20 protein-coding genes are annotated in these 24616 nt (G+C 62.6%); 9 read left to right on the top strand and 11 right to left on the bottom strand.

Features of this window, described 5'->3' with window-relative positions; genetic code table 11:
* The first annotated feature begins 40 nt into the window (after positions 1-40).
* The 4 genes from ACTJLB_RS00450 to purU all read left to right on the top strand — a co-directional run bounded on the left by ACTJLB_RS00450 (position 41) and on the right by purU (position 3149).
* On the top strand, positions 41-607 hold the full coding sequence (locus ACTJLB_RS00450) for an adenine phosphoribosyltransferase (RefSeq protein ID WP_027777807.1): 567 nt from the start codon (positions 41-43) through the stop codon (positions 605-607).
* Positions 608-665: 58 nt separating this feature from the next.
* Complete coding sequence (locus ACTJLB_RS00445) at positions 666-1280, top strand: LysE family translocator (protein ID WP_027804459.1); 615 nt, start codon at positions 666-668, stop codon at positions 1278-1280.
* A 52-nt stretch (positions 1281-1332) separates the two neighbouring features.
* The gene (locus ACTJLB_RS00440; protein WP_088173170.1) at positions 1333-2184 is read left to right on the top strand and encodes an NUDIX hydrolase; all 852 of its coding nucleotides are present in this window, start codon (positions 1333-1335) and stop codon (positions 2182-2184) included.
* Between the two features lie 95 nt (positions 2185-2279).
* A complete protein-coding gene (gene purU / locus ACTJLB_RS00435; protein ID WP_020066956.1) occupies positions 2280-3149 on the top strand; it encodes a formyltetrahydrofolate deformylase in 870 nt (289 codons plus the stop codon).
* Between the two features lie 76 nt (positions 3150-3225).
* Here the strand turns inward: purU and ACTJLB_RS00430 are convergent, their stop codons facing one another.
* Positions 3226-4491 carry a PepSY-associated TM helix domain-containing protein gene (locus tag ACTJLB_RS00430; protein WP_440782107.1) on the bottom strand — a complete coding sequence of 422 codons (1266 nt, stop codon included), beginning with the start codon at positions 4489-4491 and terminating at the stop codon, positions 3226-3228.
* A 384-nt stretch (positions 4492-4875) separates the two neighbouring features.
* On the opposite strand from ACTJLB_RS00430, the gene ACTJLB_RS00425 reads away from it, so the two are divergent.
* The gene (locus ACTJLB_RS00425; RefSeq protein ID WP_440782106.1) at positions 4876-6999 is read left to right on the top strand and encodes a TonB-dependent siderophore receptor; all 2124 of its coding nucleotides are present in this window, start codon (positions 4876-4878) and stop codon (positions 6997-6999) included.
* Between the two features lie 58 nt (positions 7000-7057).
* On the opposite strand, the gene ACTJLB_RS00420 is transcribed toward ACTJLB_RS00425, so the two are convergent.
* Both ACTJLB_RS00420 and uvrA read right to left on the bottom strand, forming a co-directional pair.
* Positions 7058-8143 (bottom strand): AI-2E family transporter, encoded by a 1086-nt coding sequence (locus tag ACTJLB_RS00420; protein WP_020066953.1) that lies wholly within the window; start codon positions 8141-8143, stop codon positions 7058-7060.
* A gap of 33 nt (positions 8144-8176) precedes the next feature.
* Positions 8177-11050 carry an excinuclease ABC subunit UvrA gene (gene uvrA, locus ACTJLB_RS00415; RefSeq protein ID WP_020066952.1) on the bottom strand — a complete coding sequence of 958 codons (2874 nt, stop codon included), beginning with the start codon at positions 11048-11050 and terminating at the stop codon, positions 8177-8179.
* 392 nt (positions 11051-11442) lie between these two features.
* Here uvrA and ACTJLB_RS00410 point away from each other — a divergent pair, with 392 nt between their 5' ends.
* Both ACTJLB_RS00410 and ACTJLB_RS00405 read left to right on the top strand, forming a co-directional pair.
* Positions 11443-12636: an MFS transporter gene (locus ACTJLB_RS00410; RefSeq protein WP_440782104.1), complete on the top strand. Its 1194-nt coding sequence runs from the start codon at positions 11443-11445 to the stop codon at positions 12634-12636.
* A 168-nt stretch (positions 12637-12804) separates the two neighbouring features.
* Positions 12805-13338 carry a single-stranded DNA-binding protein gene (locus tag ACTJLB_RS00405; protein ID WP_425181405.1) on the top strand — a complete coding sequence of 178 codons (534 nt, stop codon included), beginning with the start codon at positions 12805-12807 and terminating at the stop codon, positions 13336-13338.
* Between the two features lie 67 nt (positions 13339-13405).
* On the opposite strand, the gene ACTJLB_RS00400 is transcribed toward ACTJLB_RS00405, so the two are convergent.
* Positions 13406-14206 carry a hypothetical protein gene (locus tag ACTJLB_RS00400; protein ID WP_087754758.1) on the bottom strand — a complete coding sequence of 267 codons (801 nt, stop codon included), beginning with the start codon at positions 14204-14206 and terminating at the stop codon, positions 13406-13408.
* Between the two features lie 305 nt (positions 14207-14511).
* On the opposite strand from ACTJLB_RS00400, the gene ACTJLB_RS00395 reads away from it, so the two are divergent.
* Complete coding sequence (locus ACTJLB_RS00395) at positions 14512-16164, top strand: methyl-accepting chemotaxis protein (RefSeq protein ID WP_087754757.1); 1653 nt, start codon at positions 14512-14514, stop codon at positions 16162-16164.
* A gap of 146 nt (positions 16165-16310) precedes the next feature.
* Here the strand turns inward: ACTJLB_RS00395 and ACTJLB_RS00390 are convergent, their stop codons facing one another.
* The 7 genes from ACTJLB_RS00390 to ACTJLB_RS00360 form a co-directional block, all read right to left on the bottom strand.
* On the bottom strand, positions 16311-17120 hold the full coding sequence (locus tag ACTJLB_RS00390; protein WP_087754756.1) for a c-type cytochrome: 810 nt from the start codon (positions 17118-17120) through the stop codon (positions 16311-16313).
* The gene (locus tag ACTJLB_RS00385; protein ID WP_440782103.1) at positions 17117-18742 is read right to left on the bottom strand and encodes a b(o/a)3-type cytochrome-c oxidase subunit 1; all 1626 of its coding nucleotides are present in this window, start codon (positions 18740-18742) and stop codon (positions 17117-17119) included. The genes ACTJLB_RS00390 and ACTJLB_RS00385 overlap by 4 nt, the downstream gene beginning before the upstream one ends.
* Complete coding sequence (locus ACTJLB_RS00380; protein ID WP_087754754.1) at positions 18729-19310, bottom strand: cytochrome C oxidase subunit II; 582 nt, start codon at positions 19308-19310, stop codon at positions 18729-18731. The genes ACTJLB_RS00385 and ACTJLB_RS00380 overlap by 14 nt, the downstream gene beginning before the upstream one ends.
* 2 nt (positions 19311-19312) lie before the next feature.
* The gene (locus tag ACTJLB_RS00375; protein WP_020066944.1) at positions 19313-19489 is read right to left on the bottom strand and encodes a hypothetical protein; all 177 of its coding nucleotides are present in this window, start codon (positions 19487-19489) and stop codon (positions 19313-19315) included.
* Between the two features lie 30 nt (positions 19490-19519).
* On the bottom strand, positions 19520-20854 hold the full coding sequence (locus tag ACTJLB_RS00370) for a c-type cytochrome (RefSeq protein ID WP_440782102.1): 1335 nt from the start codon (positions 20852-20854) through the stop codon (positions 19520-19522).
* On the bottom strand, positions 20851-21552 hold the full coding sequence (locus ACTJLB_RS00365; protein ID WP_392392913.1) for a c-type cytochrome: 702 nt from the start codon (positions 21550-21552) through the stop codon (positions 20851-20853). Before ACTJLB_RS00365 ends, ACTJLB_RS00370 begins: the two co-directional genes overlap by 4 nt.
* Before the next feature lie 451 nt (positions 21553-22003).
* Entirely contained in the window at positions 22004-22891 is an 888-nt protein-coding gene (locus ACTJLB_RS00360; RefSeq protein WP_440782101.1) for a LysR family transcriptional regulator, read from the bottom strand.
* Between the two features lie 94 nt (positions 22892-22985).
* Here ACTJLB_RS00360 and ACTJLB_RS00355 point away from each other — a divergent pair, with 94 nt between their 5' ends.
* Positions 22986-24536: an MFS transporter gene (locus tag ACTJLB_RS00355; protein WP_440782100.1), complete on the top strand. Its 1551-nt coding sequence runs from the start codon at positions 22986-22988 to the stop codon at positions 24534-24536.
* Positions 24537-24616: the final 80 nt, after the last annotated feature.

The following is a 24616-nucleotide window of genomic DNA, read 5'->3' as shown; positions in this document are numbered from 1 at the left end:
AGCTTTTCATTGGACCTGTCGAGGTCCATCCGGAGACATCATGTCAAACGCGCTCGCGAGCGCGCCGCTCGATGCGGCCGACTACATCAAGAGTCATATTCGCACCGTGCCCGACTGGCCTCAGGCCGGCGTGCAGTTCCGCGACATCACGCCGCTGCTTCAGGAGCCGAAGTCGCTGCGGGTGCTGATCGACCTGTTCGTGCAGCGTTATATCGACGCGAAGCTCGACTACATTGCCGGGCTCGATGCGCGTGGTTTCATCATCGGGCCAATTCTTGCGTATGAGTTGAATCTGGGCTTCATTCCGATTCGTAAGGAGGGCAAACTGCCCTACAAGCGCGCGTCGCAATCTTATGAACTCGAATACGGCACGGCCACCGTCGAGATTCACGAAGACGCGTGCAAGCCGGGCGACCGCGTGGTGATCATCGACGATCTGATCGCAACCGGCGGCACGATGATGGCCGGCAAGATTCTGCTCGAGCGGCTCGGCGCGATCGTCGTGGAAGGTGCGGCGATTATCGACTTGCCTGAACTCGGCGGCTCGAAACTGCTCGCCGACGGCGGGCTGTCGCTCTATACGGTGACGAGTTTCGACGGTCATTGAGCGCGCGGCAAACTCGCCGCTGCGCGCTTCATCCTGTGCAATAAGGAACGTAACAACGATGCCCAACTTCATGTTGTTCCTTGCCACGTCGATTGCGATCACGATGGCGCCCGGTCCGGACAATCTGCAAGTGCTCGCGCGCGGCATCTCGCAGGGCCGTGCGGCTGGTCTCGTGGCCGCGCTCGGCTTTGCCGCGGGCATCACGTTTCACACGACGCTCGCCGCACTCGGCGTGGCAGCGCTGCTGCGCTCCTCGCCGTTCGCTTTCCAGGCGATCAAGCTGGCCGGCGCGGCGTATCTCGTCTGGATCGGCGTCAAGGCGCTGCGCAGCCAGGGCCTCGCGACCGCACACGAACGTGCGCCGCAACCATTGATGGCCGTGTTCCGCCAAAGCGTGCTCGGCAATCTGCTCAATCCGAAGGTGACGCTGTTCTTTATCGTATTTCTGCCGCAATTCGTGCAGCCGCACGGCGCGCAAAGCGTCACCGTGCAAATGCTCGAACTCGGCGCGCTTTTCATGTTGCAGACCGTGGCGGTGTTTTCTCTGTTTGGCGTGTGTGCAGGGATTATCGGCGGGTGGTTGAAGCGCCGGCCGCGTGTGGGCGTGTGGCTCGACCGGCTTGCCGGCGCCACCTTCATTGCGATCGGGATTCGAGTCGCGTTGCGTGACTGATCTGACTCACCGCCGTTTGCCACCGCTTGCCGCCGACAGTTTGGAGTTTCGAATGAGTTTGCCTTGCCTCATTGCCGCGCGCCGCTTCGACGTTGCTGCGCACCTGCCGTTCTACATCGACAGCGACCAGGTCGGCTGGATTCGTTCGAGCGATGTGCGATTGCTCGCGCGTTGGCCCGACGTATTCGACATCGACGATGCGCGCGTGAACCTCGCGCCGTCGTTCAACACCGTTGATTTGCGGAGCGCGGCGCTCGGTTCGGTGATCGGCGCGCTTGCCGCCGAAGGCCGCATTCCCGGCTGGCGCAACGAGACCTATGCGATCCGCAATGCGTTCGACGCGCCGCCGCTCGCCTACATCGAACGTGCGGCGTCGCGCTTTTTCGGCACGCTGACCTACGCGGTGCATCTGAACGGCGTCGTAGAATATGCGGACGGCGGCGCGCCGAAATTATGGATCGCGCGCCGCAGCGACACGAAGGCGACCGATCCCGGCATGCTCGATAACGTAGTGGCGGGCGGAATCGGTTGGGGTTTCGGCGTCGAGGCGACGATCGTCAAGGAGTGCTGGGAAGAAGCCGGCATTCCGGAAGAGATTGCCGTGCGGGCGGTGGCGGGCCGCACTGCGTATGTGTTGCAATCGCTGCCCGAAGGCACCCAGGCCGAACAGATCTTTATCTACGACCTCGCGCTGCCGGCGGACTTCGCGCCGCGCAATCAGGACGGCGAAGTCGGCGAGCACCGGCTTGCGCGCATCGACGAAGTGGCGCGCTGGATCGAGGAAGGCGCAATGACGGTCGACGCGAGTCTTGCCACGCTGGATTGCCTGCTGCGCCGCCGCTGGATCGACGAAGAGGCATGCGCGGGAATCGAAGCGTTGTTCGCGCCGCCCGTGCTCGCGTAAGCACGTCATCGCGGACCTTGCCAAAGCGCCTTGCGCCGCACACCATACAGCAACACCGAACAAACCACGCATTGAAGAAGGGAGTCACCCAGGTCATGTCGACCGATCACAGCTTTATCCTCAAACTGTCGTGCGCCGATCGGCCCGGCATTGTTCACGCCGTGTCGGGCTTTCTGTTCGAGCGTGGCAGCAATATTCTCGACTCCGCACAGTTCGGCGACAGCCGCACCGGCGAGTTCTTCATGCGCGTGCATTTTCAGCAGGTGGGCGGCGATCCGGGGCTCGAGGCGCTGCGTGTGTCCTTCGGGGCGCTCGCCGAGCAGTTCGGCATGAGCTGGGAATTGCACGATGCATCGGTGAAGCCGCGCGTCGTCATCATGGTTTCGAAAATCGGGCATTGCCTGAACGACCTGCTGTTCCGCTACCGTACCGGTCAGCTGAACATCGAGATTCCGGCGATCATCTCGAACCACAAGGAGTTTTATCAGCTCGCAGCGAGCTATGACATTCCGTTTCATCATTTCCCGCTGCTGGGCGGCACGCCCGAAGCGAAGGCCGCGCAGGAAGCGCGCGTGCTCGAAGTGATCGACGAGCATCAGGCGGATCTCGTCGTGCTCGCGCGCTACATGCAGATTCTGTCGCCGAAGCTGTGCGAAGCGCTTGCGGGTCGCGCAATCAACATTCATCACTCGTTTCTGCCGAGCTTCAAGGGTGCGAAGCCCTATTACCAGGCGTTCGATCGCGGCGTGAAGTTGATCGGCGCAACGGCGCATTATGTGACGACCGATCTGGACGAAGGTCCGATCATCGAGCAGGAAGTTGAGCGCGTGGACCACAGCATGACGCCGGAGCAGTTGACGGCGATCGGCCGCGACGTCGAATGCGTGACGCTGGCGCGTGCGGTGAAATGGCATGTCGAGCACCGCGTGGTGCTGAACGGTAGCAAGACGGTGGTGTTCCGTTAGAAACGGGTGAGGGCTTGCCGCAGCGGCATCCTTTAGTGAAGCTCCGCTTCATTTGCCGCTGCGCACAGGTACCGGTTTATTCGGGCGCGACGTTTGGCTCAGGACTTGCCGGTGCTCTGCCGGCGTCCCTGGTCACTGGCGCTTTGTGCATTCTCTGCGCGTTCTGCGATGAGCGGCGGCGCGCATTCAGCTTCTTCAGCCAGATCAGCAGCCCGGTCGCGCTCAGCACGGCGACCGCGATGCCGACTGCGCTAATCACGATCCGCCCGCCAAGGCCGAGGATGCGTCCCGAGTGCAGCGGAAACTGCACCTGCATGAAGACGTCGCCCGCTGTGCCTCTGCCCGGAATCTGCTGGCCGAGCAGCTTGCCGGTTGCCGCGTCCCAGTACATCCACGGGTTGCCGAGGCCCATGTCGCCGTGATCGTTGCCGGTCTCATAGAAACCGACGCCGTACGCATGCAGGAATTCCGCGTAATAGATGCCCCCCGGAGGCGCTTGCAGGTGCTGCGTTTTGCCGGCTTCTTGCGCCAATTGCAGGACGCGCTCGCGGGTGAGCAGGCTGTCGCCGGGCTTCGGCGCGCGAAGAATTTCCGGGTTGTTGATCGGGTCCGGCGTGAGCGTCGAAAACATCGAGACGATGGGACGCACAACGGGTGACGCGAGGTTCATCGACACCGACGTCACCGCGACGATCATCAGCAGTCCCCAGATCCACACGCCGCCCGAGCGGTGCAAGTCGAACGTGAGCGCGTAGCCGCCGCGCCCGAAACGAAACGCGAACGACTTGCGCCACGCATTGAGGTTCGGAAACGACAGGCACAGCGCAATTGCGCTATCGAACAGCCAGACGATCCCGACGATGCCCATCAGCCAGACGCCTACGTCGATGCCGCCGGTGAACGGCAAATGCAGCGTGTAGTGCAGCTTGTAGATGAACGGAATCAGGTCGATCCTCGCAAGCGAAAATGCGCCCCACTGCCGCTGACCCTGAATCTTGCCGGTGGCGGGATCGACGGCGATCTGGTTGAAGTCGAGCTTGTACGGCTCACGCGTGACGGGATCGGTGCGCGGAAGCACCATCATCTGCAGCGTATGACCGGGCTCTGCCGCGAGCGGCAGATACGTCACTTGCAAGCGCGGATCGGCGGCTTCGACGCGTCGCGCGAGTTCCAGGCCGGACAGAGCCGGCCCTTCGGTGCGCGCCTTGAAAAACGAAGGATTGAGCGCGGCATCGAGCTCGTGATCCCACGCGATGATCGCGCCGGTCAGTCCCGCGACGAACAGGAACAGCGCAGTGGCGACACCAAACCAGCGATGCAGACGGACGAGCTGGCGCCTCATGGGCGTACCGGAAACGCGAAGCGGAGTTGCAGACGACGGATCACAGCGGTAGCAAAGTTGTAAATGGGAATTGTTCGCATCTTATGCGATGCGTGTCGTAAGCCGCAAGTTCCTTGAAAGTTCGGCGGGTCAGCGGCGTTGATCGCGTTCCGGGCGGCTCGACTAACCGGTGCGCGATGCCGCGCCCGGTAAGGCTTGCGAAGGCACCTCACAGCGTGCCTGCGACAAAATGTCGCATCTTCACCCTTACAATTGGCGAAGTTTTTCGGCATTATCCCGTCCCGTACAAATAGTAATGATTCTCATTTGATGAAATGAGATAGAGAAACGGGATCGACAATGAAGAAACACAGCGGGGTAGGACGTTCACGAAAGAGTCGCGCAATGCACCGGTTGCACTGGGCCGCGTGCCTGGCATTAACAGCAAGTCAGGCCGCGCTGGCGCAGCAGGTGCCGCCGCCAGTCGCGTCTTCGGAGAGCGGTGAAAACGCGTTGCCGGCCGTCAAGGTCACGGCGGCACACGACACCGCCCAGCATCTGAAAGAGGACGTCGGCAGCGGCGCACTCGGCACCCGCTCGCAACTCGATACGCCGTTTTCGACCACCGTCGTGACCAGTGAAGAGTTGCAGGATCGCCAGCCGTCCAAACTCGGCGACGTGTTTGCCACCGACGCCTCCGTATCCGACAACGGCAACGCCTACAACGCGTGGGCCACGTATCTGACCGTGCGCGGCATGCAGCTCGACTGGCAGTCGGGATTCAAGATCGACGGCATGCCGTTCAACAGCTATGGCATCACGATGCCCTACGAGCAACTCGAAAAAGTGGAACTGCTCAAAGGGTTGACCGGCTTCATGTACGGATTCGGCGCGCCCGGCGGCGTCGTCAACTACGTGACGAAAAAGCCGCCCGTCTCGACGACGCCAGTACGCAGCGTCGACGTCGGCTACTACACCGACGGTGTATGGACCGAGCACGCGGACCTTGGCGGTCGCGTGGGTCCGGACGGCATGTTCGGCTATCGCCTGAACGCCACACACGAGGAAGGCAAAACCTATAACGACGGCAACGTGCGGCGCGATTCGGTTTCAGTCGCACTTGACGCCCGCATCACGCGCGACCTGAAGGCGACCTTCGGCGCGTTATATCAGGAGCGCCATTCGACCGGCATTACGGGCGCGATCTCGACGGCGCAATACACCGGCACTGGTCTGCCGCACACGATAAGCGGCGGCACCGGCGACCTTTCCGGTCCCGACCAGCATCTGAACACCAATCTGCAGCTTTACACCGCCGGCCTGCAGTACAACCTCGGCCCGGACTGGACGCTCAACGCAAGCTACAGCTACAGCAAGAGTTCGCGTGACCGCAACGAAAGCACGTACTACCTGCTGAACGGCGCGGGCGATTACACCGACAGCCGCTTCGCCGGCAAGGAAGGCCATCAACTGAGCCTGTGGCAGGTGTCGGCGGAAGGCCACGTGAAGACGGGACCCTTCCAGCATCAACTGGTATTTGGCGCAGCCTATCAGCGTCAGACGAACGACTACGGTGCGAACAGCTTCTTCGGCCAGATTGGCACGGGCAACATCTACCAGCCGAACACCAACACGTTCGGCGGCGCGTCCAACTACTACACATACCGCGACAGCGACATCACGCAGAAAGCGCTCTTTGCCAGCGATACGATCGCGTTGACGCAGCGCTGGTCGGTACTCGGCGGCGTGCGTTACACGAACTACGAGCAGCACGGTTACTCGACGGCCGGCGCGACGACCTCGACCTATAGCCAGAACGGCGTTTTGACGCCTACCGTCGCGCTGATGTTCAAGCTCGCGCCGACCACGACGTTGTACACGAGCTATGTCGAGTCGCTCGAAGCGGGCACCGTCGTCGGCGATACGTATGCGAATCGCGGTGAACTGCTCAAGCCTTTGCGCAGCAAGCAATACGAAGTGGGCGTCAAAACCGAGCAGGGACGCTGGAGCGCGACGGCTGCCTTGTTCCGCATCGAGCGCGGCGCGGCCTATGCGAATAGTGCGAACGTCTATACGCAAGACGGCGAGTCGATCTTCCAGGGTGTCGAGATGGGTGGCGATGTGCGTCTCGGCCGCAACTGGAACGTGGGCGGCGACCTGATGTGGATCAACACGAAGTACGAGCGCGGCGCGGCCAATAACGGCAACCGCGTGGCGGGCGCGCCGCAGTTTGTGGTTGCCGGCCATGCGACTTACTCGGTGCCGTACGTGCCGGGGCTGCGCATCGGCGCGGACGCGAAGTTCACGGGCAACACCAATGTGCGTCCGGCGGACAATCTGAATGCGCCGGGCTATTTGCTGGTGAATCTGGGCGCGAGCTACGCGACCCGCATCGCCGGCTATGACGTGACGTTCCGCGCGGCAATCGACAATCTGCTCAACCGCCGCTATTGGGAGTACCAATACGCCGATTACGTGACGCCGGGCGATCCTCGCACGCTGTCATTGAACGCGCGCATCGACTTCTGAGTACAAAAAAACGGCACCGCGGTGCCGTTTTCTTTGCATTCTCCAACGTACAACTGGATCAAACCAGCCGCAGATAGATCAACTCGCGCTTGATATACGCGTAGAAGATCGGCGCTGCGACCACGCCGGGCAGACCGAAAGCGGCTTCCATGACGAGCATTGCCACGAGCAGTTCCCAGGCGCGCGCCTCGATCTGTCCGCCGACGATCCGCGCGTTCAGGAAGTACTCGAGCTTGTGAATCAAAATCAGAAACGCGAGCGACATGACCGCCGCCGGAAAGCTCACCGACAGCGCCACCGCAACGATGATCGTGTTCGAGATCAGATTGCCGATGACCGGCAGCAAGCCGACGATGAACGTGACCAGTACCAGCGTTTTCGAAAGCGGCAACTGATCGTGGAAGATCGGCAGAAACAGCAGCAGGAAAATGCCGGTGAACACCGCGTTGATCGCAGAAATTTTCACCTGCGCGAATACGATGCGGCGGAACGCGTCGGCAAAACGGGTCACGCGCGTGACGAACGCGGTGGACAGCGGCAGCCGGTGCATGTGTTGTTGCGCACTCACCGCGATAATCGCACCAATGATCATGCCGATCAGAATGTGCGTGAACGCGCGCGCAGCGCTCTTGCCGCTTTGCTGCAGCATGTTGGCGTGCGTCTGCATCAGCTCGGCGGCTTTGGTCTTCATCTGCTCGGTGTCGACCGGCAGCGAACTCGCGATGAATTGCGGAATCCGCCCGCGCGCCTGATCGATCAACTGCATGGCCTGGTCGAGCAGCCTCTGCACACTGGGCACGTCGTTCTCGAAGTGCTCGATGATGCCGAGCGTGAGGCCCGTGAGCGCGCCTACGATCACAGCCGACAGAAACACCACCGCGAGCCAGCGCGCCCGCTTGCTGGACATATGACGCTCGATGCGCGGCGCGATCGTATGCACCAGCTGAAACACCAGCAGCCCGGCGAGCAGGGCGCCGAGCAGCCGGAGTTCGATCACCGCCCACATGCCGAACAGCATCAGCACGTAACTGCCGATCTCGACTGCCGAGAGCTTCGGCAGGCTCATGTTGCTGGTCAGCCTGACCGGGCGTGGACGTAGGTCCTCAACTTGCCCGTCTTCGCGCGCCTGATTCCGCTTGGCCATGGCTTATCCGTCTCCAACCCGTGTTGTGCAGCGTTACTTTTTACTGGCCGCGCGCTTGAGCAGGGGCGCCAGATATCTACCGGTAAAACTTGCTTTGGACTTCGCGATCTGCTCGGGCGTGCCTTGCGCGATGATCTGGCCACCGCCCGCGCCGCCTTCCGGACCCATGTCGATGACCCAGTCCGCAGTTTTAATTACATCGAGATTATGCTCGATGATCACGACGGTATTACCCTGGTCGCGTAACCGATGAATAACTTCGAGCAGCAGCGCAATGTCATGAAAGTGCAACCCGGTCGTGGGTTCGTCGAGAATGTATAGCGTGCGACCCGTATCGCGCTTGCTCAGTTCCAAAGATAGTTTGACCCGCTGCGCCTCGCCGCCCGACAAAGTGGTGGCGGACTGGCCCAGCCGGATATAGCCGAGGCCGACGTCGAGCAGGGTTTTCAGCTTGCGCGCGACGACCGGCACCGGCTTGAAGAACTCGTACGCATGCTCGACCGTCATGTCGAGCACCTCGCTGATGTTCTTGCCTTTGTACTGCACGTCCAGTGTTTCGCGGTTGTAGCGCTTGCCATGGCAGACGTCGCACGGCACGTAGACGTCCGGCAAAAAGTGCATCTCGACCTTCAGCACGCCGTCGCCCTGACAGGACTCGCAGCGGCCGCCCTTCACGTTGAACGAGAAGCGGCCCGGGTCGTAGCCGCGCTCCTTGGCGGCGGGAACGCCCGCGAATAGTTCCCGGATCGGCGTGAAAAGGCCCGTATAAGTGGCCGGATTCGAGCGCGGCGTGCGGCCGATCGGCGACTGGTCGACGTTGATGACCTTGTCGAAGTGCTCAAGACCCTCGATCGACTCATACGGCGCCGGCTCGGTGGAAGAGCCGTACAAATGATGCGAGACCGCGTGATACAGCGTGTCGTTGATGAGCGTCGACTTGCCAGACCCCGAAACGCCGGTCACGCACGTAAGCAGACCGACCGGCAGGTCGAGTGTGACGTGCCGCAGATTGTTGCCGTGCGCCTCGACGATGCGTAAATGCCGCTCGTCCGGGTCCTTGCGCTCGTCCGGATACTCGATGGTGCGCGCGCCGGACATGTACTGCCCCGTCATGGAGGCGGGGTTGCCCTGCACCTGTTTGGGCGTGCCCTCGGCGATCACCATGCCGCCGTGCTCGCCGGCGCCCGGACCCATGTCGACCACGTAGTCGGCCATGCGGATCATGTCTTCGTCGTGTTCAACGACGATCACCGAGTTGCCCAGGTCGCGCAGATGCTTGAGCGTGGCGATGAGCCGGTCATTGTCGCGCTGGTGCAGGCCGATGGACGGCTCGTCGAGCACGTACATCACGCCGGTCAGACCCGAGCCGATCTGCGACGCGAGGCGAATGCGTTGCGCCTCGCCACCCGACAGCGTTTCGGCGCTGCGTTCCAGCGACAGGTAATCGAGCCCGACGTTGTTCAGGAACATGAGCCGTGCGACGATCTCTTTCACGACCTTGTCGGCGATCTCGCGCTTCGAGCCTTCGAGCCGCAGCGTCTGAAAATAGCCGAGCGCGTCGCGCAATGGCCAGCCGCTGATTTCGTAGATGCCGCGCGCGTCGCCGTCCGTGCCGATGCGCACAAAGCGCGCTTCCCGGCGCAACCGCGTGCCCGCGCAGGCGGGGCACGGCTGATTGTTCTGATACTTCGCAAGCTCTTCACGCACTGCGGCTGAATCCGTCTCGCGATAACGCCGCTCCAGATTCGGGATGATGCCTTCGAACACATGCTCGCGGACCGACGTGCGGCCGCGCTCGTTGATGTACGAGAACGGAATTTCCTGCTTGCCCGAGCCGAACAGCAGGATTTTGCGGACTTTTTCAGGCAGGTCTTCGACGGCAGTGTCGATGTCGAAGTCGTAAAACGCCGCCAGGCTTTGCAGCATCTGGAAGTAAAACTGGTTGCGCCGGTCCCAGCCCTTCACCGCGCCTGCCGCGAGCGACAGCGACGGATGCGCGACCACCCGCTTCGGATCGAAGAAGGTGATCTGGCCGAGGCCGTCGCATTCCGGACACGCGCCCATCGGATTGTTGAACGAGAAGAGCCGCGGCTCCAGCTCCTGCAGCGAGTACGAGCAGATCGGACACGCGAACTTCGAGCTGAACAGGTGCTGCTTGTCGGTGTCCATTTCGAGCGCGATGGCGCGGCCGTCGGCGAGACGCAGTGCGGTTTCGAACGATTCCGCAAGGCGCTGCTTCATGTCGGGCCGCACCTTGAGGCGGTCGACCACGACGTCGATAGTGTGCTTGTCGTTCTTCTTCAGCTTGGGCAGGGAGTCGACTTCATAGATCTTCGCCGCGCCTTCATTGGCCGTGCCGCCGCCCGAGCGCACGCGAAACCGGATGAAGCCCTGCGCCTGCATCTCCTCGAACAACTCGACATGCTCGCCCTTGCGGTCGGCGACGACCGGCGCGAGGATCATCAGCCTGGTTTCTTCCGGCAGCGCGAGCGCCGCGTCGACCATTTGCGACACGCTTTGCGCTTCGAGCGGGATTTCGTGATCCGGACAGTAAGGCGTGCCGACCCGTGCGAACAATAGCCGCAGGTAGTCGTGAATTTCGGTGACGGTGCCCACTGTGGAGCGCGGATTGTGCGACGTGGCCTTCTGCTCGATCGAGATCGCCGGCGACAGACCTTCGATCAGATCGACGTCGGGTTTTTCCATCAACTGCAGGAACTGGCGTGCGTAAGCGGACAGGCTTTCGACGTAGCGCCGCTGTCCTTCCGCATACAGCGTGTCGAACGCGAGCGACGATTTTCCCGAGCCGGAAAGACCGGTAATTACGACGAGCTTGTGACGTGGTAGGTCGAGATTGACGTTCTTCAGGTTGTGGGTGCGAGCCCCACGAATACGGATTTGTTCCACGGATTTATTCCATGAACTGCGGAAAGAGGAAGAGGCTAAACCTGCTACTATAACGACTTTTCAAGGCCGCCGTTACGGCTGCCTGACGGCCCGAACAGGCCTGAACAGCGCCTCAGGCAAGCTGTAAGAACGCGGTTCAGCGCTAGCGGGAAAAGGTCTAACTGGGGCCGTTTCCGGCAAGTACAAGGCGCCGCGAAGCGCGCCGCGGCCGCAAAGGCGCGAGAGCCGAAGGGTCAGGAGTGCGGTCAGCGCGGAGCGGGAACGCTGCAGGCTGCCCGGTTGGCTCAAGCGGCAGTGCCGCACCGTCTGCGGGCCGTCCCATGGAAAGCCGTCCGGTCGTGGCGCCCCGGTGCCCCCGGTGCGTCACCCAGCTCATTCAAAGAACGCTTCCGATGTCCAATCCGTCTGCCACCTCTTCACGCATGAGCGCGCCTGAACTGCGCGCGACCGTGTCGCTTGCCGCCATCTTCGCGCTGCGCATGCTCGGGCTCTTCATGATCATGCCGGTGTTCTCGATCTACGCGAAGACCATTCCCGGCGGCGAAAACGTGCTGCTCGTCGGCATCGCGCTGGGCGCTTACGGCGTGACGCAGTCCATGCTCTACATTTTCTACGGCTGGGTCTCCGACAAGATCGGCCGCAAGCCGGTCATTGCTGCGGGCCTGCTGATCTTCGCGCTCGGCAGCTTTGTCGCGGCGGGCGCGCACGACATGACGTGGATTATTGTCGGCCGCGTGATTCAAGGCATGGGCGCGGTGTCGTCCGCGGTGATTGCCTTCATCGCCGATCTGACTGCCGAAGAGCACCGCACGAAGGCGATGGCCATGGTCGGCGGCAGCATCGGCATTTCCTTTGCGGTGGCGATTGTCGGCGCGCCGATCGTTTTCCATTGGGTCGGCATGACCGGTCTTTTCACGCTGGTGGGCGTCTTCTCGATTCTCGCCGTCGGCGTGGTGCTGTGGGTCGTGCCCGATGCGCCGAAGCCCGTGCATGTGCGGGCGCCGTTCGCCGAAGTACTGCACAACGTCGAGCTGCTGCGTTTGAACTTCGGCGTGCTCGTGCTTCACGCCACGCAGACGGCGTTGTTCCTCGTCGTGCCGCGCATTCTCGAAGCCGGCGGCCTGCCGGTCGCGTCGCACTGGAAAGTGTATTTGCCGGTCATGGGCTTGTCGTTCGTGATGATGGTGCCCGCGATCATCGCCGCTGAAAAGCGGGGCAAGATGAAGATCGTACTGCTCTCCGCCATCGCTCTTATCCTGATCGGACAGTTGTTATTGGGCGTGGCTCCGCATACGATTCTGAGTGTGGCGGCCATCCTTTTTGTGTACTTTCTGGGCTTCAACATTCTGGAGGCGTCGCAGCCTTCGCTGGTGTCGAAACTGGCGCCGGGCAACCGCAAGGGCGCGGCAGCCGGCGTGTACAACACCACACAGTCCATCGGTCTTGCGCTGGGTGGCATGATCGGCGGCTGGTTGCTCAAAGCGGACGGTCAGAGCGCGGTCTTCTTTACTTGCTCGGGGCTCGTCTTTTGCTGGCTTATAATCGCCGCAAAGATGAAACAGCCGCCGCGTAAAGCGTCCTCGTGACACGCGCGGAACACTCGCAGAACATACGCGGCGACTCGGGCGTGTCCCGGCATCACCCAGAACTCACCCGGCGGCGGGCAGAGACACACTTTTGATCTCGGGCCGGTCAGGCGTGAGAGGCGAACTGTGTTGCCGGGCCGCCCGAAATGGAATCAACAGGAGAAACTCATGGCATCCGTGAACAAGGTCATTCTCGTCGGCAATCTCGGAGCCGATCCGGAAGTCCGTTATCTTCCGAGCGGCGACGCAGTGGCGAATATCCGCCTTGCAACGACGGATCGGTACAAGGACAAGGCGTCCGGTGAAATGAAGGAAGCGACCGAATGGCACCGCGTGTCGTTCTTCGGCCGCCTCGCCGAGATCGTCTCCGAATACCTGAAGAAGGGATCGTCGGTCTACCTCGAAGGGCGCATTCGCACCCGTAAGTGGCAGGCGCAGGACGGCACCGACCGTTACTCGACGGAAATCGTCGCCGAACAGATGCAAATGTTGGGCGGCCGTGGCGGTTCCATGGGCGGCGGCGACGAAGGCGGCTACAGCCGTGGCGAGCCGTCGGAGCGCAGCGGTGGCGGCGGCCGTGCTATGTCGGGTGGCGGTTCGCGCGGCGGCAGCGGTGGCGGCGCGAGCGGTGGTGGCTCCAGCCGTCCGAGCGCACCGGCCGGCGGCGGCTTTGACGAGATGGATGACGATATTCCGTTCTGACCACCCGTACCACAAGACCAGCAAAAAACCTCGCGTCCTCAGCGGGGTTTTTTCTTTTCAGCAGTCGTCACCGCCTCAAATGCTCCAGCGCATCGCGCATCGGCAAGCTGGAGATCATGATCGGCCCGGTGAGCGGCGTGTCAAGATCGACGATTACATAGATCGCCGACGCAATCGACACAGCCCCAAGCGAAATGGTCACGAGCGCCAGCGCATTGCGAGGCGCGATGAGCCCGAAGCTCAGAAATATCACGCACAGCCAGAACGTCAGCGTCTTGAGGAAGGGCTGCGAGATGGAGCTGTGCGCTTCCTCGATAATCTTCCAGCGCGCATCCACCACGCGGCGAAATTGAGTCAGGCCGTCGTCGAGCGCGTGCTGTTGCAGCGGATCACGCGCGCGCAACTGCCGCAATTGCCGGCCCACCGACGTCAGCATTTCGCCGAGCCGCACGTTTTCCAGCTTCTGCGAGTTGTCCGGCGAGCCGAGGTGGGTGGGGTAGTCGCCCGTAGGAGCCGGTTCGTTCGGCCACGTCGATGCAATTGCCGCGGCCGTGTAGACGCGCAAGAGGTTGCGCGCCGGTTCGGTGTCGCTGCCGTAATCCCTCAACGTCGTGTCCAGTTCGATGATGTCGGCGGCAAAGGTGCGCAAGTCATTTGACGCCGTGTCGAAGCTGGATTTCGCCGACGCGGTCATCAAACCGAGCACCAGTGCGGCAAACGTCACGAGCATGCCGATCACCAGTTGCACGAGTTGCACTGTCTCGTGTGCCTTGTGCTCCTCGGGCAGGAGCGGGCGCACCCACACGCCGATGCCGGTGGTCGCGAGCAGGAGAATGAAAACCACCAGAGCCGAGCCTATTTCGGACATAGAAGTGCTCCTATGACATTTGCATCGACTGCCAACCGGCTTAGGTAGGACGCCTGATACTCGGCAGTCCCGCTATCGCCGGCGTTCGGGCGGCTTCGCGCCGCTTGTAATTTGGTGTGACGCAAAAGCGTACGCCATCCACCATAAAGTTTTTAGCAATTCAGCCGTAGTCCCTATCTGTGGCATTCGCTTAAATTTTGACAAAAACGGTTGCGGACCATGCCAAATGGGCTGGGCGCAGCATGCATGGCCGATGCGTATTTCACTGAAAATTCGGTCAGGCGGCCCAAATGGAGACTAGCCCGATGCTGAAAAATCTGTCGATTCGCAGTTGCCTTACCCTGATGATCGCGTTCTTTGCCGCCGCCCTGCTGCTGGGCGCTGCAGCCGGGCTTCTGTCGCTGCGCTCGAGCAACGCGTCCCTGCAACAGATGTACACCGTGGACACGCCCGCCGTCGCCGATCTCGAAGGCAGCGCCGGCCAGCTGTTGCGCCTGCGCCTCGCACTGGCCACTTATGCGTCGCTCGTCGACCTCAACGACCAGGACGGCGCAAACGCTGTGCTCAAGCGTTTTGATCAGTACCAGAAAGCATCGAATGAACGGCTTGCCCACTATGTGAGCCGCGCGAGCGCCGAGGCCGACGAGCAGCGCCTCATCAAGGATATGCAGGACAAGCGCGACACGTTCCTTCGCGAGGGTGTCGAGCCGGCGTTGGCCGCACTCAAGGCGGGCGACCGCACCGCGTTCCAGCAATTGCAGGCGAAGAAGCTGCCGTCTCTGTACAGTTCGTTCGAAAAGGCGATGCTCGCGCTCGAACAGTTGCAATTGGACCACGCCGAACAGCGCTATCAGAGCGCACAGGCCCTCTTTTACGCGATCTGCGTGACGGTGGCGATCGGCATCGGCATCTCGCTGCTTGGTTCGTTGCTCGGTCGCGCGGTGCTGGTGCGCGCAATCGTGAGTCCGGTCGATGCCACCATCGCCCAGTTCCAGCGGATCGCCAACGGCGACCTGACCGGGCAGATCGTCGTCACGAGCAGCAACGAAATGGGCCGCCTCGCCGCCGCGCTGCGCAAGATGCAGGAGTCGCTGATCGCGACGGTGAATTCGGTGCGTCAGGGCACCGAATCGATCGACAGCGGCGTAAGCGAAATCGCCGCGGGCAATACGGATCTGTCACAACGTACCGAAGAACAGGCGGCGTCGCTGGAAGAAACGGCAGCGAGCATCGAGCAGCTCACGTCGACGGTTAAACAGACCGCGGACAACGCGAAGCAGGCGAGTTCGCTTGCGCAGGGCGCGTCGACGCTTGCCGCTCAGGGCGGCGAATTGACCGAGCAGGTGGTAGGCACGATGCACGAGATCGTCGACGACTCGCGGCGCATCGCGGATATTGTCGGCGTGATCGAAGGGATCGCATTTCAGACGAACATCCTTGCGTTGAACGCGGCAGTCGAGGCGGCTCGCGCCGGCGAGCAGGGCCGAGGCTTTGCGGTCGTCGCGAGCGAGGTGCGTTCGCTGGCCCAGCGAAGCGCTGCAGCCGCGAAGGAAATCAAGGCGTTGATCGAAGCGTCGACTACGCGCGTCGAGAACGGCTCACAACTGGTCGAGCGCTCGGGCTCGACGATGACCGAGATCGTCCAGGCCATTTCGCGAGTCAGCTCGATCATGGGCGAGATCGCCGCAGCCGCGACCGAGCAGAGCACCGGCATCGACCAGGTCAATCTGGCCGTCGCGCAAATGGACGAAGTGACGCAGCAGAACGCCGCGCTGGTCGAACAAGCCGCGGCCGCGGCAAGCTCGCTGGAGGAGCAGGCGAGAAGGCTCACATCGGCCGTGGCAGTGTTTCAGACGGAAGGCGGTTCGTCGTCGCGGGGCCTGGCCGGCTCGCGCAACGGTCAGAGCGCTGCAACGAAACGTGCAGCGAACGGCGCGGACGAACTGGTTGTCGCTTGATACGTTCGCGGGCGGCGTTGCGTTAGGTTCGTGGCGCGTGTAGTGAGGCGGTAGTACGCTGCATCTCACCGACGGTTGGGCGCCGCGCCCTGCCCCGCGCGCCCCAGCGAACCACAGTGCACCGCGCTGCGCCCAAATCAATCGCTCTACTGCATACCCGCGTAGTACTTCGCGACACTATCAATTTCCGCCGATGTCATCTGCCGCGTGACATTGCGCATCTGCTCGTTGATGTCGTTGCGGCGTGCGCCAGAAGCAAACGCCCGCATCTGCGCCGCAAGGTAAATCGACGATTGGCCGCCAAGCCACGGCGCCGAACCCTTGCGATCCAGTTGCCCGTGACATGCCGCACATGGCGCGATGTTGCGCTGCGGATCGCCCTGCATCGCCAGCCGCACTGCGTTCGCATCGGGCGTGCTGCCGGTGGGCGCAACTTCTGCGGCCGGACCGCGTGGCAGCGACGCGTAGTAAGCCGCGAGATCGTGCAGGTCCTGATCGCTGCGAGCGGCGACGATCGGCTGCATTACCGCGTTCTGCCGCACGCCCTGTTGATAGTCGCGCAACTCCTTGTAGACGGCGTCCGCATATTGCCCGGCCAGCGCGGGCGCCGTGACCTGCACCGTACCGAGCACGCCGTGACACATCGAGCATTTCTGCGTGGCGAGGGTCGCGCCGCGCCCGATCGAATCGGCGTCGGCCCGCACGCGACGCAGCGGCGGCAAGACGACCACGTCGCTCGGTGCCCGGCCTGCAATGTTGGTACCGCTGTACCAGCTCGACGGCGCGCCCGCAGCGCTGCAGATCGTCGCCCATAAGCTGCGGTTCGCGAATGCGCTATTCGCCGAAGGCAGCCAGATGAAACCTATCAGCATCGACACGATGGCCAGCGCGAGCGTGCCGGCCACGCTTACCGTGAACCACGGATTTCGCAAGCTGAAGACGCGTTCCTGGTTCATCGCTGTGCTCCAACTACCACCGCGGGTACGGACGTCTGCGGCAGCTTGAGCAATTGGACGATGGGCACGCTGTAGTTGACGACGGTCAGGCCGATCATCAACGCGACCCACAAGCCGAAGCTATTGAGCGCGGCGGGCACGCGTTCGACCGGATGCACCGCGCTCGCGAAACGGAAGCCTTGCTGCGGAACCGCCGGCCCGAACTGCGACTTCGCGAGAATGTAGATGAAGAGCGCGCCCGATATGGCGAGAACCATTCCGCCGACCGCCGACATGCTGACCCAGAACGCCTGCGATTCGAGGCCAGGCATCTTGTAGTCGTAGTAAGCCATGCGGCGCGGCGCGCCGAGCAGGCCGACGTAATGCCACGGCAGCGTGACCACCAGCATGCCGATGAACCACAGCCACAGTTGCGTGCGCACCAGCTTCATCGACACCATTGCGCGACCGGTGAGTTGCGGCCACAGTTCATAAGCAATCGCAAAATACATGATGACGATTGCGCCGCCGAAGATCAGATGGAAATGTCCGGTCACCCACTGCGTGTTGTGCACGGTGGTATTCAACTGATAGCTCATGTTGATCAGACCTCCGGCGCCGCCGAGCCCCAGCATCACGAACGAAAACGCGACGACGAGCATCATCGGGTTCTGCCAGGGCAAAGCGGTGAGCCAGCCGAACGCACCCTTGCCGCCGCGCAGCCTGCCGGCAATTTCCACCGACGCGCAAATCGTGAACACCGTCAGCAGCGTGGGCACGGACACCATCCCCGTGAATACTGCGTGCAGGAACTTGAAACCGGAGCCGATCTGCGGATCGGCGAACAGATGGTGGATGCCGATCGGCATAGCGAAAACGAGGAACAGGATGAACGATACGCGCGCCATCGAATCGCTATAGAGCCGCCCGCCGATGGCTCGCGGCACGAGCGTGTAGTACGCGATATAGGCGGGAATCAGCCAGAAGTAGACGATGGCATGCAGCGTCCACGAGAAGAGGACACGTGACAGGCCGGCGTCGATCGTATTCTTGAGACCGAAAGCAACCGGCAGAATCTGAAGCAGGATTTCGAGCGCCGCGCCGACCGCCGTCCATGCCCATAGATATGCGCCGGCGACATTGGCGAACATCGCGAGCGGCACCGGCTTTCCGGGGTTCGCGCGCCGCCATATGGCGAGGTTCACGTGCATCAACGCGACCCAGATCCACGAGCCGACTACCACTAGCACCACGCCGAGATAATAGAAGGGACTGCCGATCATCGGCGGATAGAACGTGTAGAGCACCGAGGCCTTGCCGAGTGCTACGGGCACCATCGCCATCACCGCGCCGACCGCCAGCATGATGAAGGCGGCCCATGCCCACTTCAGGCCCGCGAGGCGCTGCGCGAGCGCAAGCTCGACGATTGCGTAGCCAAAACCCATCGACACCAGAGTCGGCATCACGTAGGCCATTACTGAACCGTGGGCGGTGACTGAGCGGTAGTACAGCTCGGGGTCGCCGATCCACGGCGCGAGTGGACTGCGCACGAGCATCTGCCAGGCGCCGAGAAACAGCGCGACGATAAACGCGATGAAGGCGAGCCAGAAATGCGCGAGAACGAGTCGCTTAGCGTGAAACACAGCTCAGCCTCCGTGATTGTCGGGCCTGCTCGAAGAAGGCGGCTTTGTCGATCACTTTGACATGCGCCCACATGGCCTGATGGCCGAAGCCGCAGAACTCGTGACAGGGCATGGTGTGATCGGCGGGCGCGTCGAAGCGCGTGTTCAACGTGGCCACGTAGCCGGGCACGACCATCGTGTTGATATTGGTGTTGGTGACGAGCAGACCGTGCACGACGTCCGCGCTGGTGGTTCGGATCGTGATCGGAGTGTCGGCGGGCACGAGCAGACATTGCGGTGTGAACGAGTACTGCTGCGCGATAAAACGCACGACCACGGAGCCGTCGGGTTCAACTGCGCTGCCCAGATTGTCTTCGACGAATTCGCCCGACAGTTGCAGACGGGACGGGTCGATTGTTTCCACTCGCGATGGCGGCATCATCGCCCAGTGGAGCCCCGAGTACACGATCACGGCCAGCATCAGCACGATCAGCGCGCCGACGAAGATCGCCCAGCGACGCTCGGCGCGTAGCGCGACGGTGTGGCCGCTGCCCGGTTGGTGTTGGGAGTCGGGGGAATGAGTGGACATGATCAGTGCACGACGCCGCGCGGCAGAAACACGAGGAAGTAGAAGCCGAACCAGATCGCCATGACGATCAACGTGGCCACGCCTGCGACGGCGATCGCACCATGCGGACCCGCGACGACCACGCGTTCTACTTCGTCGTCGGTGGGAGGGAGCGCGGCGCGCGTATCGTTAGCTTCCATCTAGGGCTTCTCCTGTTGCCGGTGCGGCGGCTAGTGCAGCGGCGCTTTGCGCAGTTCGTTGACATCGCGGGCGGTGACCGGCGTCCCATGATTGCCCCACGCTGTGCGGATATAGGTAATGACGGCGGCCGCGTCGGTGTCGTTCAGTTCCTGCGCGAAAGGCGGCATGCCGTAGGGCTCCGGATTACGCTTCGTGCCAGGCGGGAAGCCGCCGTTCAGCACGATGCGGATGGGATTGACCGCGGAGTTCATTTCGATCGACTGGTTGCCTGCGAGCGGTGGATAGTGCTGCAACTGTCCTTCGCCTTTTGCGCCATGACACAGTGCGCACTTGTCGGCGTAGATCTTTTCACCGAGCGCGAACACGTTGGTGCCGGTCGGGGCGGTCGGCCCGGACTTGCGGCCGCGATTGTCCGGCAACGTCTTGAGGTATACCGCCATTGCCTTGACGTCTTCGTCGGTCATGTATTGAAGGCTGTGATAAGTGACTTCGGCCATTGGGCCGTACACTGCGCCGCGATCGGAAATGCCCGCTTGCAACAGGTCGACGATGTCCTTGATGCTCCAGTCGCCGAGTCCGCCGTCCTTGTCGGAAGTGAGCGACGGCGCGTACCAGTTCTGCACCGGAATCAGCCCGCCGGCAAACTGCTCGCTTTGTGACGAACCGCCGAGCATGTTGATCTTCGTGTGGCACATCGTGCAGTGCCCGAGCCCTTCGACGAGATACGCGCCACGATTCCATTCGACGGAGCGGGTCGGATCGGGCTTGAATTCGCCTTCGCGGAAGTACAGCGTGCGCCAGCCATACAGCAATTTGCGCTGATTGAACGGGAAGCGCAGCGTGTGCTTGCGATTCGGCGTGCGCACTGGCTCGACCGATTTCAGGAAAGCGAAGATCGCGTTGGAGTCTTCACGCGTGACCTTCGTGTACTGCGCAATCGGCATGGCGGGATAGAGCAGCTTGCCCTCGGGCGTGATGCCGGTGCGCATCATCCGGAAGAAGGCGTCCTCGCTCCAAGTGCCGATGCCGTACTGCGCATCTGGCGTGATGTTCGGCGAGTAGAGCGTGCCGAACGGCGTGTCCATCGCGAGGCCGCCGGCGAACAGCCTGCCGCGCGGCGCGGTGTGGCAGGCCACGCAGTCGCCCGCGCGCGCAAGATATTCGCCGCGCTTGACGACGTCCGTGCGGTTGTCGACGGAGGTATTGGCCTTGGCTTCGGTGGTGCTGTCGGCGGCGCGAGCTTCGGTGACAAGCGAGTGCAGTGGCGCGCTGCCGGTCACCAGCGCTGCGGCGCCAACAAGTAGCAGGAGCGAGAGGTGCAACTTACGTGAGAGCACGCGCAGCGAACGAAGTGTCGTTTTCATTGCGGTTGGCTCCCGCATGCGAGAGGCAAGCGCTCCGCAGACGCCGGCACAGGCCGCGGGTCGGCTGGACGCGGTTGCCGCGCAAGCCAGGTCGAGACGGCGGTGATGTCCTTGTCGGTCAGCTTCACGGCGATTGACCGCATGCAATCCGGCGCGAGCGCGTGACGCGTGCCGGAGCGCCAGGTTCCCATCTGCCCGGCTATGTAGCTCGCATGCAAACCGAGCAGGCCGGGAATGCCAGGTTGCTGCCCCGTCATGCGCGCTCCGTGACATGCGATGCACGCGGGAATCTTGCGCGCCGGGTCGCCCTGCATGACGAGTCGCTGGCCCGCGGCGAGCACGGCGGGCGCGACGTTCGATTGATCGGCATTGGGATAGGGCGGCTGCAAATCGGCGAAGTACTGGCTGATCTTGCGCAGATAGTCGTCGGGGAGAAACGCGACCAGATAACCCATCGGCGGATAGGTGCGGCCGCCGTCGCGAAACGCTGTTAGCTGATTGAACAGATACTCGGCCGGTTTGCCGGCGATGCGCGGAAAGTAATCGTTGTTGAGGCCCTGGCCCTGCACGCCATGACAGGAGGTGCAGGCGCGCACGCGTTCGTCCATGGCCGAGGGCATCGGGCCGGGCGCGCTGGTAGCCGCGAGCGCCGCGCCGTTCCATAAGACGTAAAGCACGAACAGAAGCGCAAATCCCATAGCTCTACGATGCACGTCGGGCCTCGCTGGGGAACGTTCTTTTGTCGATCTGCTTCGCCCGCATTGACGACTGGATTCGCTTCCAGCGTGGTTCGCCATGCTCAGCGGGTCTACCTTTTTTCTCTATCGCGACAGCGCAAACGGCAATGGAAGGGCACTTATTGTGGATGGCGAAACGTCGGTTCGCCGCTGCGATTCAATGGCTCGTCAAAGAACGCGTTGACACACGTAAGCGCGAAGGACGGCAGCTTTCCCGTTGCTGGATCGACGCTTTGATGTCCGACTGCATATGGCAGACGGCAGCAATCCATTCGGAGCGTCAATGACGAAACAATAAGGCTGGCTGACTTCGTCTCTGATCATCATAGGCGGCGTTCAGAACGCTTTCAACACTTCTATTCACGCCGCATGCAAATGGACGTTAGCGCGCGAATGTGATGGTCTGATGTGCTTAATTGAAGAGCCTCGTCAACGCGGTGCGCGCATTGGTCACACGTTCGCTCTCGCCGATCCGCCCGGGCAGCAAATGAAACTCGACGGCGGGCAATGCGGGTAGGCCAATGCCCGGTGGGCATGCGACTACACCTGCTCCAATCGACGATTCGTTCAGGCACGAGATGCCGAGTCCAGCCTTCAACGCGAGTTGCAATCCGGCTACGCCCGAGGCGGAATGCGACACGACATAAGACACCTTGTTTTCGTCGAGCAGCTTCACGACGAAGCGCTGCAACTGGCAACTCGAGGGCAACAGCACCAGTTGATACGGTGCGACCGGTCGCGGGCTCGCATCCGATGCGCTTGCCCACAGCAATTTCTCGCGCCGCACGACGGTGCTCTGCGCGCTGCTGCGCCCGCTCGACGCGCGAGAGTTGCCCGTGACGAGCCGCAACGAGAGGCCGATGTCGAACGATGCGTCGTCGCCGGCGCTGCTGTCGATCACGGCACTCGGCAGCACGGTGACATGTAGCTTCAGACGCGGGTGCTGCTCGGAAAACGTCTTGAGGATGCGAGCGATGTCGTGCGGGCGGTAGTAGTCGGTGATCGCGATGCGCAGTTCGCCGTCGAGCGAACGGCCCTGGAGGTCTTCGAACGCCGCTTCGCTCATCGCGATGATGCGCCGCGCGTGCTCCAGCAGGCGGCTGCCCGCGGGAGTCGCGCTCACGCCCTGCTTGCTGCGCACGAAGAGCGGCTGGCCTGCACGCTCCTCAAGTTTTTTCAACTGCTCGCTCACCGACGATTGCGACAGGAACACGCGCTCCGCGCCCGCCGAGACGCTGCCCGACTCGGCGACGGCGACGAAGGTCCGTAGTTGCGTCAGCTCGAATCCGCGCTGGCTCATGTTTCGTTATACCCGATGGATGGCATCTGTATTTCCGGCTTTTCCGATGGAAGGCGCCGCCGTAGCATACCTCCGAATTCATTGCGGAGGAAACATGGAAAACGCACTACGGGCAGGCGGCCAGATAACGGGCGGCCTGACGGCGAGCCACCGGTGGAAGGTATTGGGCGTGGGCTTTGCCGCCAACGCGAGCTTTTCGGCCGCATTCTCGGGTATTCCGACCACGGCGGTTTACTTGCGCTCGGGTTATCACCTCGGCAATGAAGGGCTCGGGCTTGTGCTGGGCATGCTCGGCCTGGGCATCGCGGTGAGCGAATTGCCGTGGGGACTCTTGACGGACCGGTGGGGCGACCGTCGCGTGCTGCTGCTGGGTCTGCTTTCCACCGCCGCGGCGCTGGCCGGCTTGGCGTTGTTCGCGGCACCGTCCGGATCGCATGTGCCTCGCGTGACGACGCTTGCGCTCGGGCTGTTGCTCGTGGGTTTGCTCGGCGGCAGCGTCAACGGTTCGAGCGGCCGCGCGGTCATGGCGTGGTTTCGCGAGGGCGAGCGCGGACTGGCCATGAGCATTCGCCAGACGGCTGTCCCCGCAGGTGGCGGACTCGGCGCGCTGTTGCTGCCGGCGCTTGCAACGAGATTCGGTTTCGTGAGTGTTTATGCGTTGCTGGCGCTGAGTTGCGCGATAACCGCGGCATTGGCATGGCGCTGGTTGCATGAGCCGACGTATGTGGAGAATGGCGATGCCCGCGCGGCGTATGTCGGCGGTGGACATGGGGCGAACGGGGAGGGCGGTGTGGGCGGTGGCAGTGGTGTGGACAGTGTGGGCGGTGCGGGCGGTGTGGGCGGTGTGGGCGGTGCGGGTGGTGCGAACGGCACAAGCGGCACAAGCGGCACAAGCGGCACAAGCGGCGCAAGCGGCGCAAGCGGCGCAAGCGGCGCAAGCGGCGCAAGCGGCGCAAGCGGCGCAAGCGGCATTAGCAGTGCAAACGACATTAACGGCGCACATGCCCGGAGCCGCTCGCCGCTGCGTGACGCCCGCATCTGGCGCGTAGCGCTCGGCGCGGGCGCGCTTTGCGTGCCGCAACTCGCCGTGATCACCTTCGGAACCGTGTTCCTCCATGACTTCGGGCGCTCCGACGTGCTGACCATCAGCGTCGCAATGGCCACGGTCCAGGCAGGCGCCGCCATCGCTCGTGTCTGGAGCGGCCGGTGGACGGATCAGCGCGGCAATCGCCGGGCATACATGCGCGGCTGCAGTCTGCTGACTTCCGCGCTATTCGCGGCGCTCACTCTCATGAGCGGTGTGGCCGCCGTGCAGCACACCCCAACGCCAATGACGACGATGTTTCTCGTGCCGGTGATCGTGCTCGGCGGGGTGAGCGCGTCTGCCTGGCACGGCGTCGCCTTCACCGAACTCGCGACGCTCGCCGGAACGAGCCGCGCCGGCACTGCGTTGGCGCTCGGCAATACCTGCGTTTTCCTCTCGCTCTTTCTGACGCCGCTCGCGATTCCGCCGCTGCTATCGCTCGGGTCATGGCCGATGGTGTGGGCGGTGACAAGTCTCTGTGCGTTGATTGCGCTGCCGGTTTTTCCGCGCGCATTGCGCGAGGTCGGCACGAGCGCGCCGCGCGCCTGTGACACGGCTTGACGATTGCCGGCGCGCGCGAGGAAGTTTTGCGCGACGTTTATCGAAATGCCGCGCGGGCCAAGGTTAATTCAGACGTGATT

Source organism: Paraburkholderia sp. 22098 (assembly GCF_052045935.1).
Taxonomy (GTDB): domain Bacteria; phylum Pseudomonadota; class Gammaproteobacteria; order Burkholderiales; family Burkholderiaceae; genus Paraburkholderia; species Paraburkholderia caledonica.
Note: the sequence above shows the minus strand (reverse complement) of the source record. Positions and strands in the feature narration are given on the sequence as shown.

Bases quoted from the DNA above. Each gene is read 5' to 3' on its own strand.
- ACTJLB_RS00450 (WP_027777807.1), top strand. From the start codon at position 41: ATGTCAAACGCGCTCGCGAGCGCGCCGCTCGATGCGGCCGACTACATC.
- ACTJLB_RS00445 (WP_027804459.1), top strand. From the start codon at position 666: ATGCCCAACTTCATGTTGTTCCTTGCCACGTCGATTGCGATCACGATG.
- ACTJLB_RS00440 (WP_088173170.1), top strand. From the start codon at position 1,333: ATGAGTTTGCCTTGCCTCATTGCCGCGCGCCGCTTCGACGTTGCTGCG.
- purU (WP_020066956.1), top strand. From the start codon at position 2,280: ATGTCGACCGATCACAGCTTTATCCTCAAACTGTCGTGCGCCGATCGG.
- ACTJLB_RS00430 (WP_440782107.1), bottom strand. From the start codon at position 4,491: ATGAGGCGCCAGCTCGTCCGTCTGCATCGCTGGTTTGGTGTCGCCACT.
- ACTJLB_RS00425 (WP_440782106.1), top strand. From the start codon at position 4,876: ATGCACCGGTTGCACTGGGCCGCGTGCCTGGCATTAACAGCAAGTCAG.
- ACTJLB_RS00420 (WP_020066953.1), bottom strand. From the start codon at position 8,143: ATGGCCAAGCGGAATCAGGCGCGCGAAGACGGGCAAGTTGAGGACCTA.
- ACTJLB_RS00410 (WP_440782104.1), top strand. From the start codon at position 11,443: ATGTCCAATCCGTCTGCCACCTCTTCACGCATGAGCGCGCCTGAACTG.
- ACTJLB_RS00405 (WP_425181405.1), top strand. From the start codon at position 12,805: ATGGCATCCGTGAACAAGGTCATTCTCGTCGGCAATCTCGGAGCCGAT.
- ACTJLB_RS00400 (WP_087754758.1), bottom strand. From the start codon at position 14,206: ATGTCCGAAATAGGCTCGGCTCTGGTGGTTTTCATTCTCCTGCTCGCG.
- ACTJLB_RS00395 (WP_087754757.1), top strand. From the start codon at position 14,512: ATGCTGAAAAATCTGTCGATTCGCAGTTGCCTTACCCTGATGATCGCG.
- ACTJLB_RS00390 (WP_087754756.1), bottom strand. From the start codon at position 17,120: ATGAACCAGGAACGCGTCTTCAGCTTGCGAAATCCGTGGTTCACGGTA.
- ACTJLB_RS00380 (WP_087754754.1), bottom strand. From the start codon at position 19,310: ATGTCCACTCATTCCCCCGACTCCCAACACCAACCGGGCAGCGGCCAC.
- ACTJLB_RS00375 (WP_020066944.1), bottom strand. From the start codon at position 19,489: ATGGAAGCTAACGATACGCGCGCCGCGCTCCCTCCCACCGACGACGAA.
- ACTJLB_RS00370 (WP_440782102.1), bottom strand. From the start codon at position 20,854: ATGAAAACGACACTTCGTTCGCTGCGCGTGCTCTCACGTAAGTTGCAC.
- ACTJLB_RS00365 (WP_392392913.1), bottom strand. From the start codon at position 21,552: ATGGGATTTGCGCTTCTGTTCGTGCTTTACGTCTTATGGAACGGCGCG.
- ACTJLB_RS00360 (WP_440782101.1), bottom strand. From the start codon at position 22,891: ATGAGCCAGCGCGGATTCGAGCTGACGCAACTACGGACCTTCGTCGCC.
- ACTJLB_RS00355 (WP_440782100.1), top strand. From the start codon at position 22,986: ATGGAAAACGCACTACGGGCAGGCGGCCAGATAACGGGCGGCCTGACG.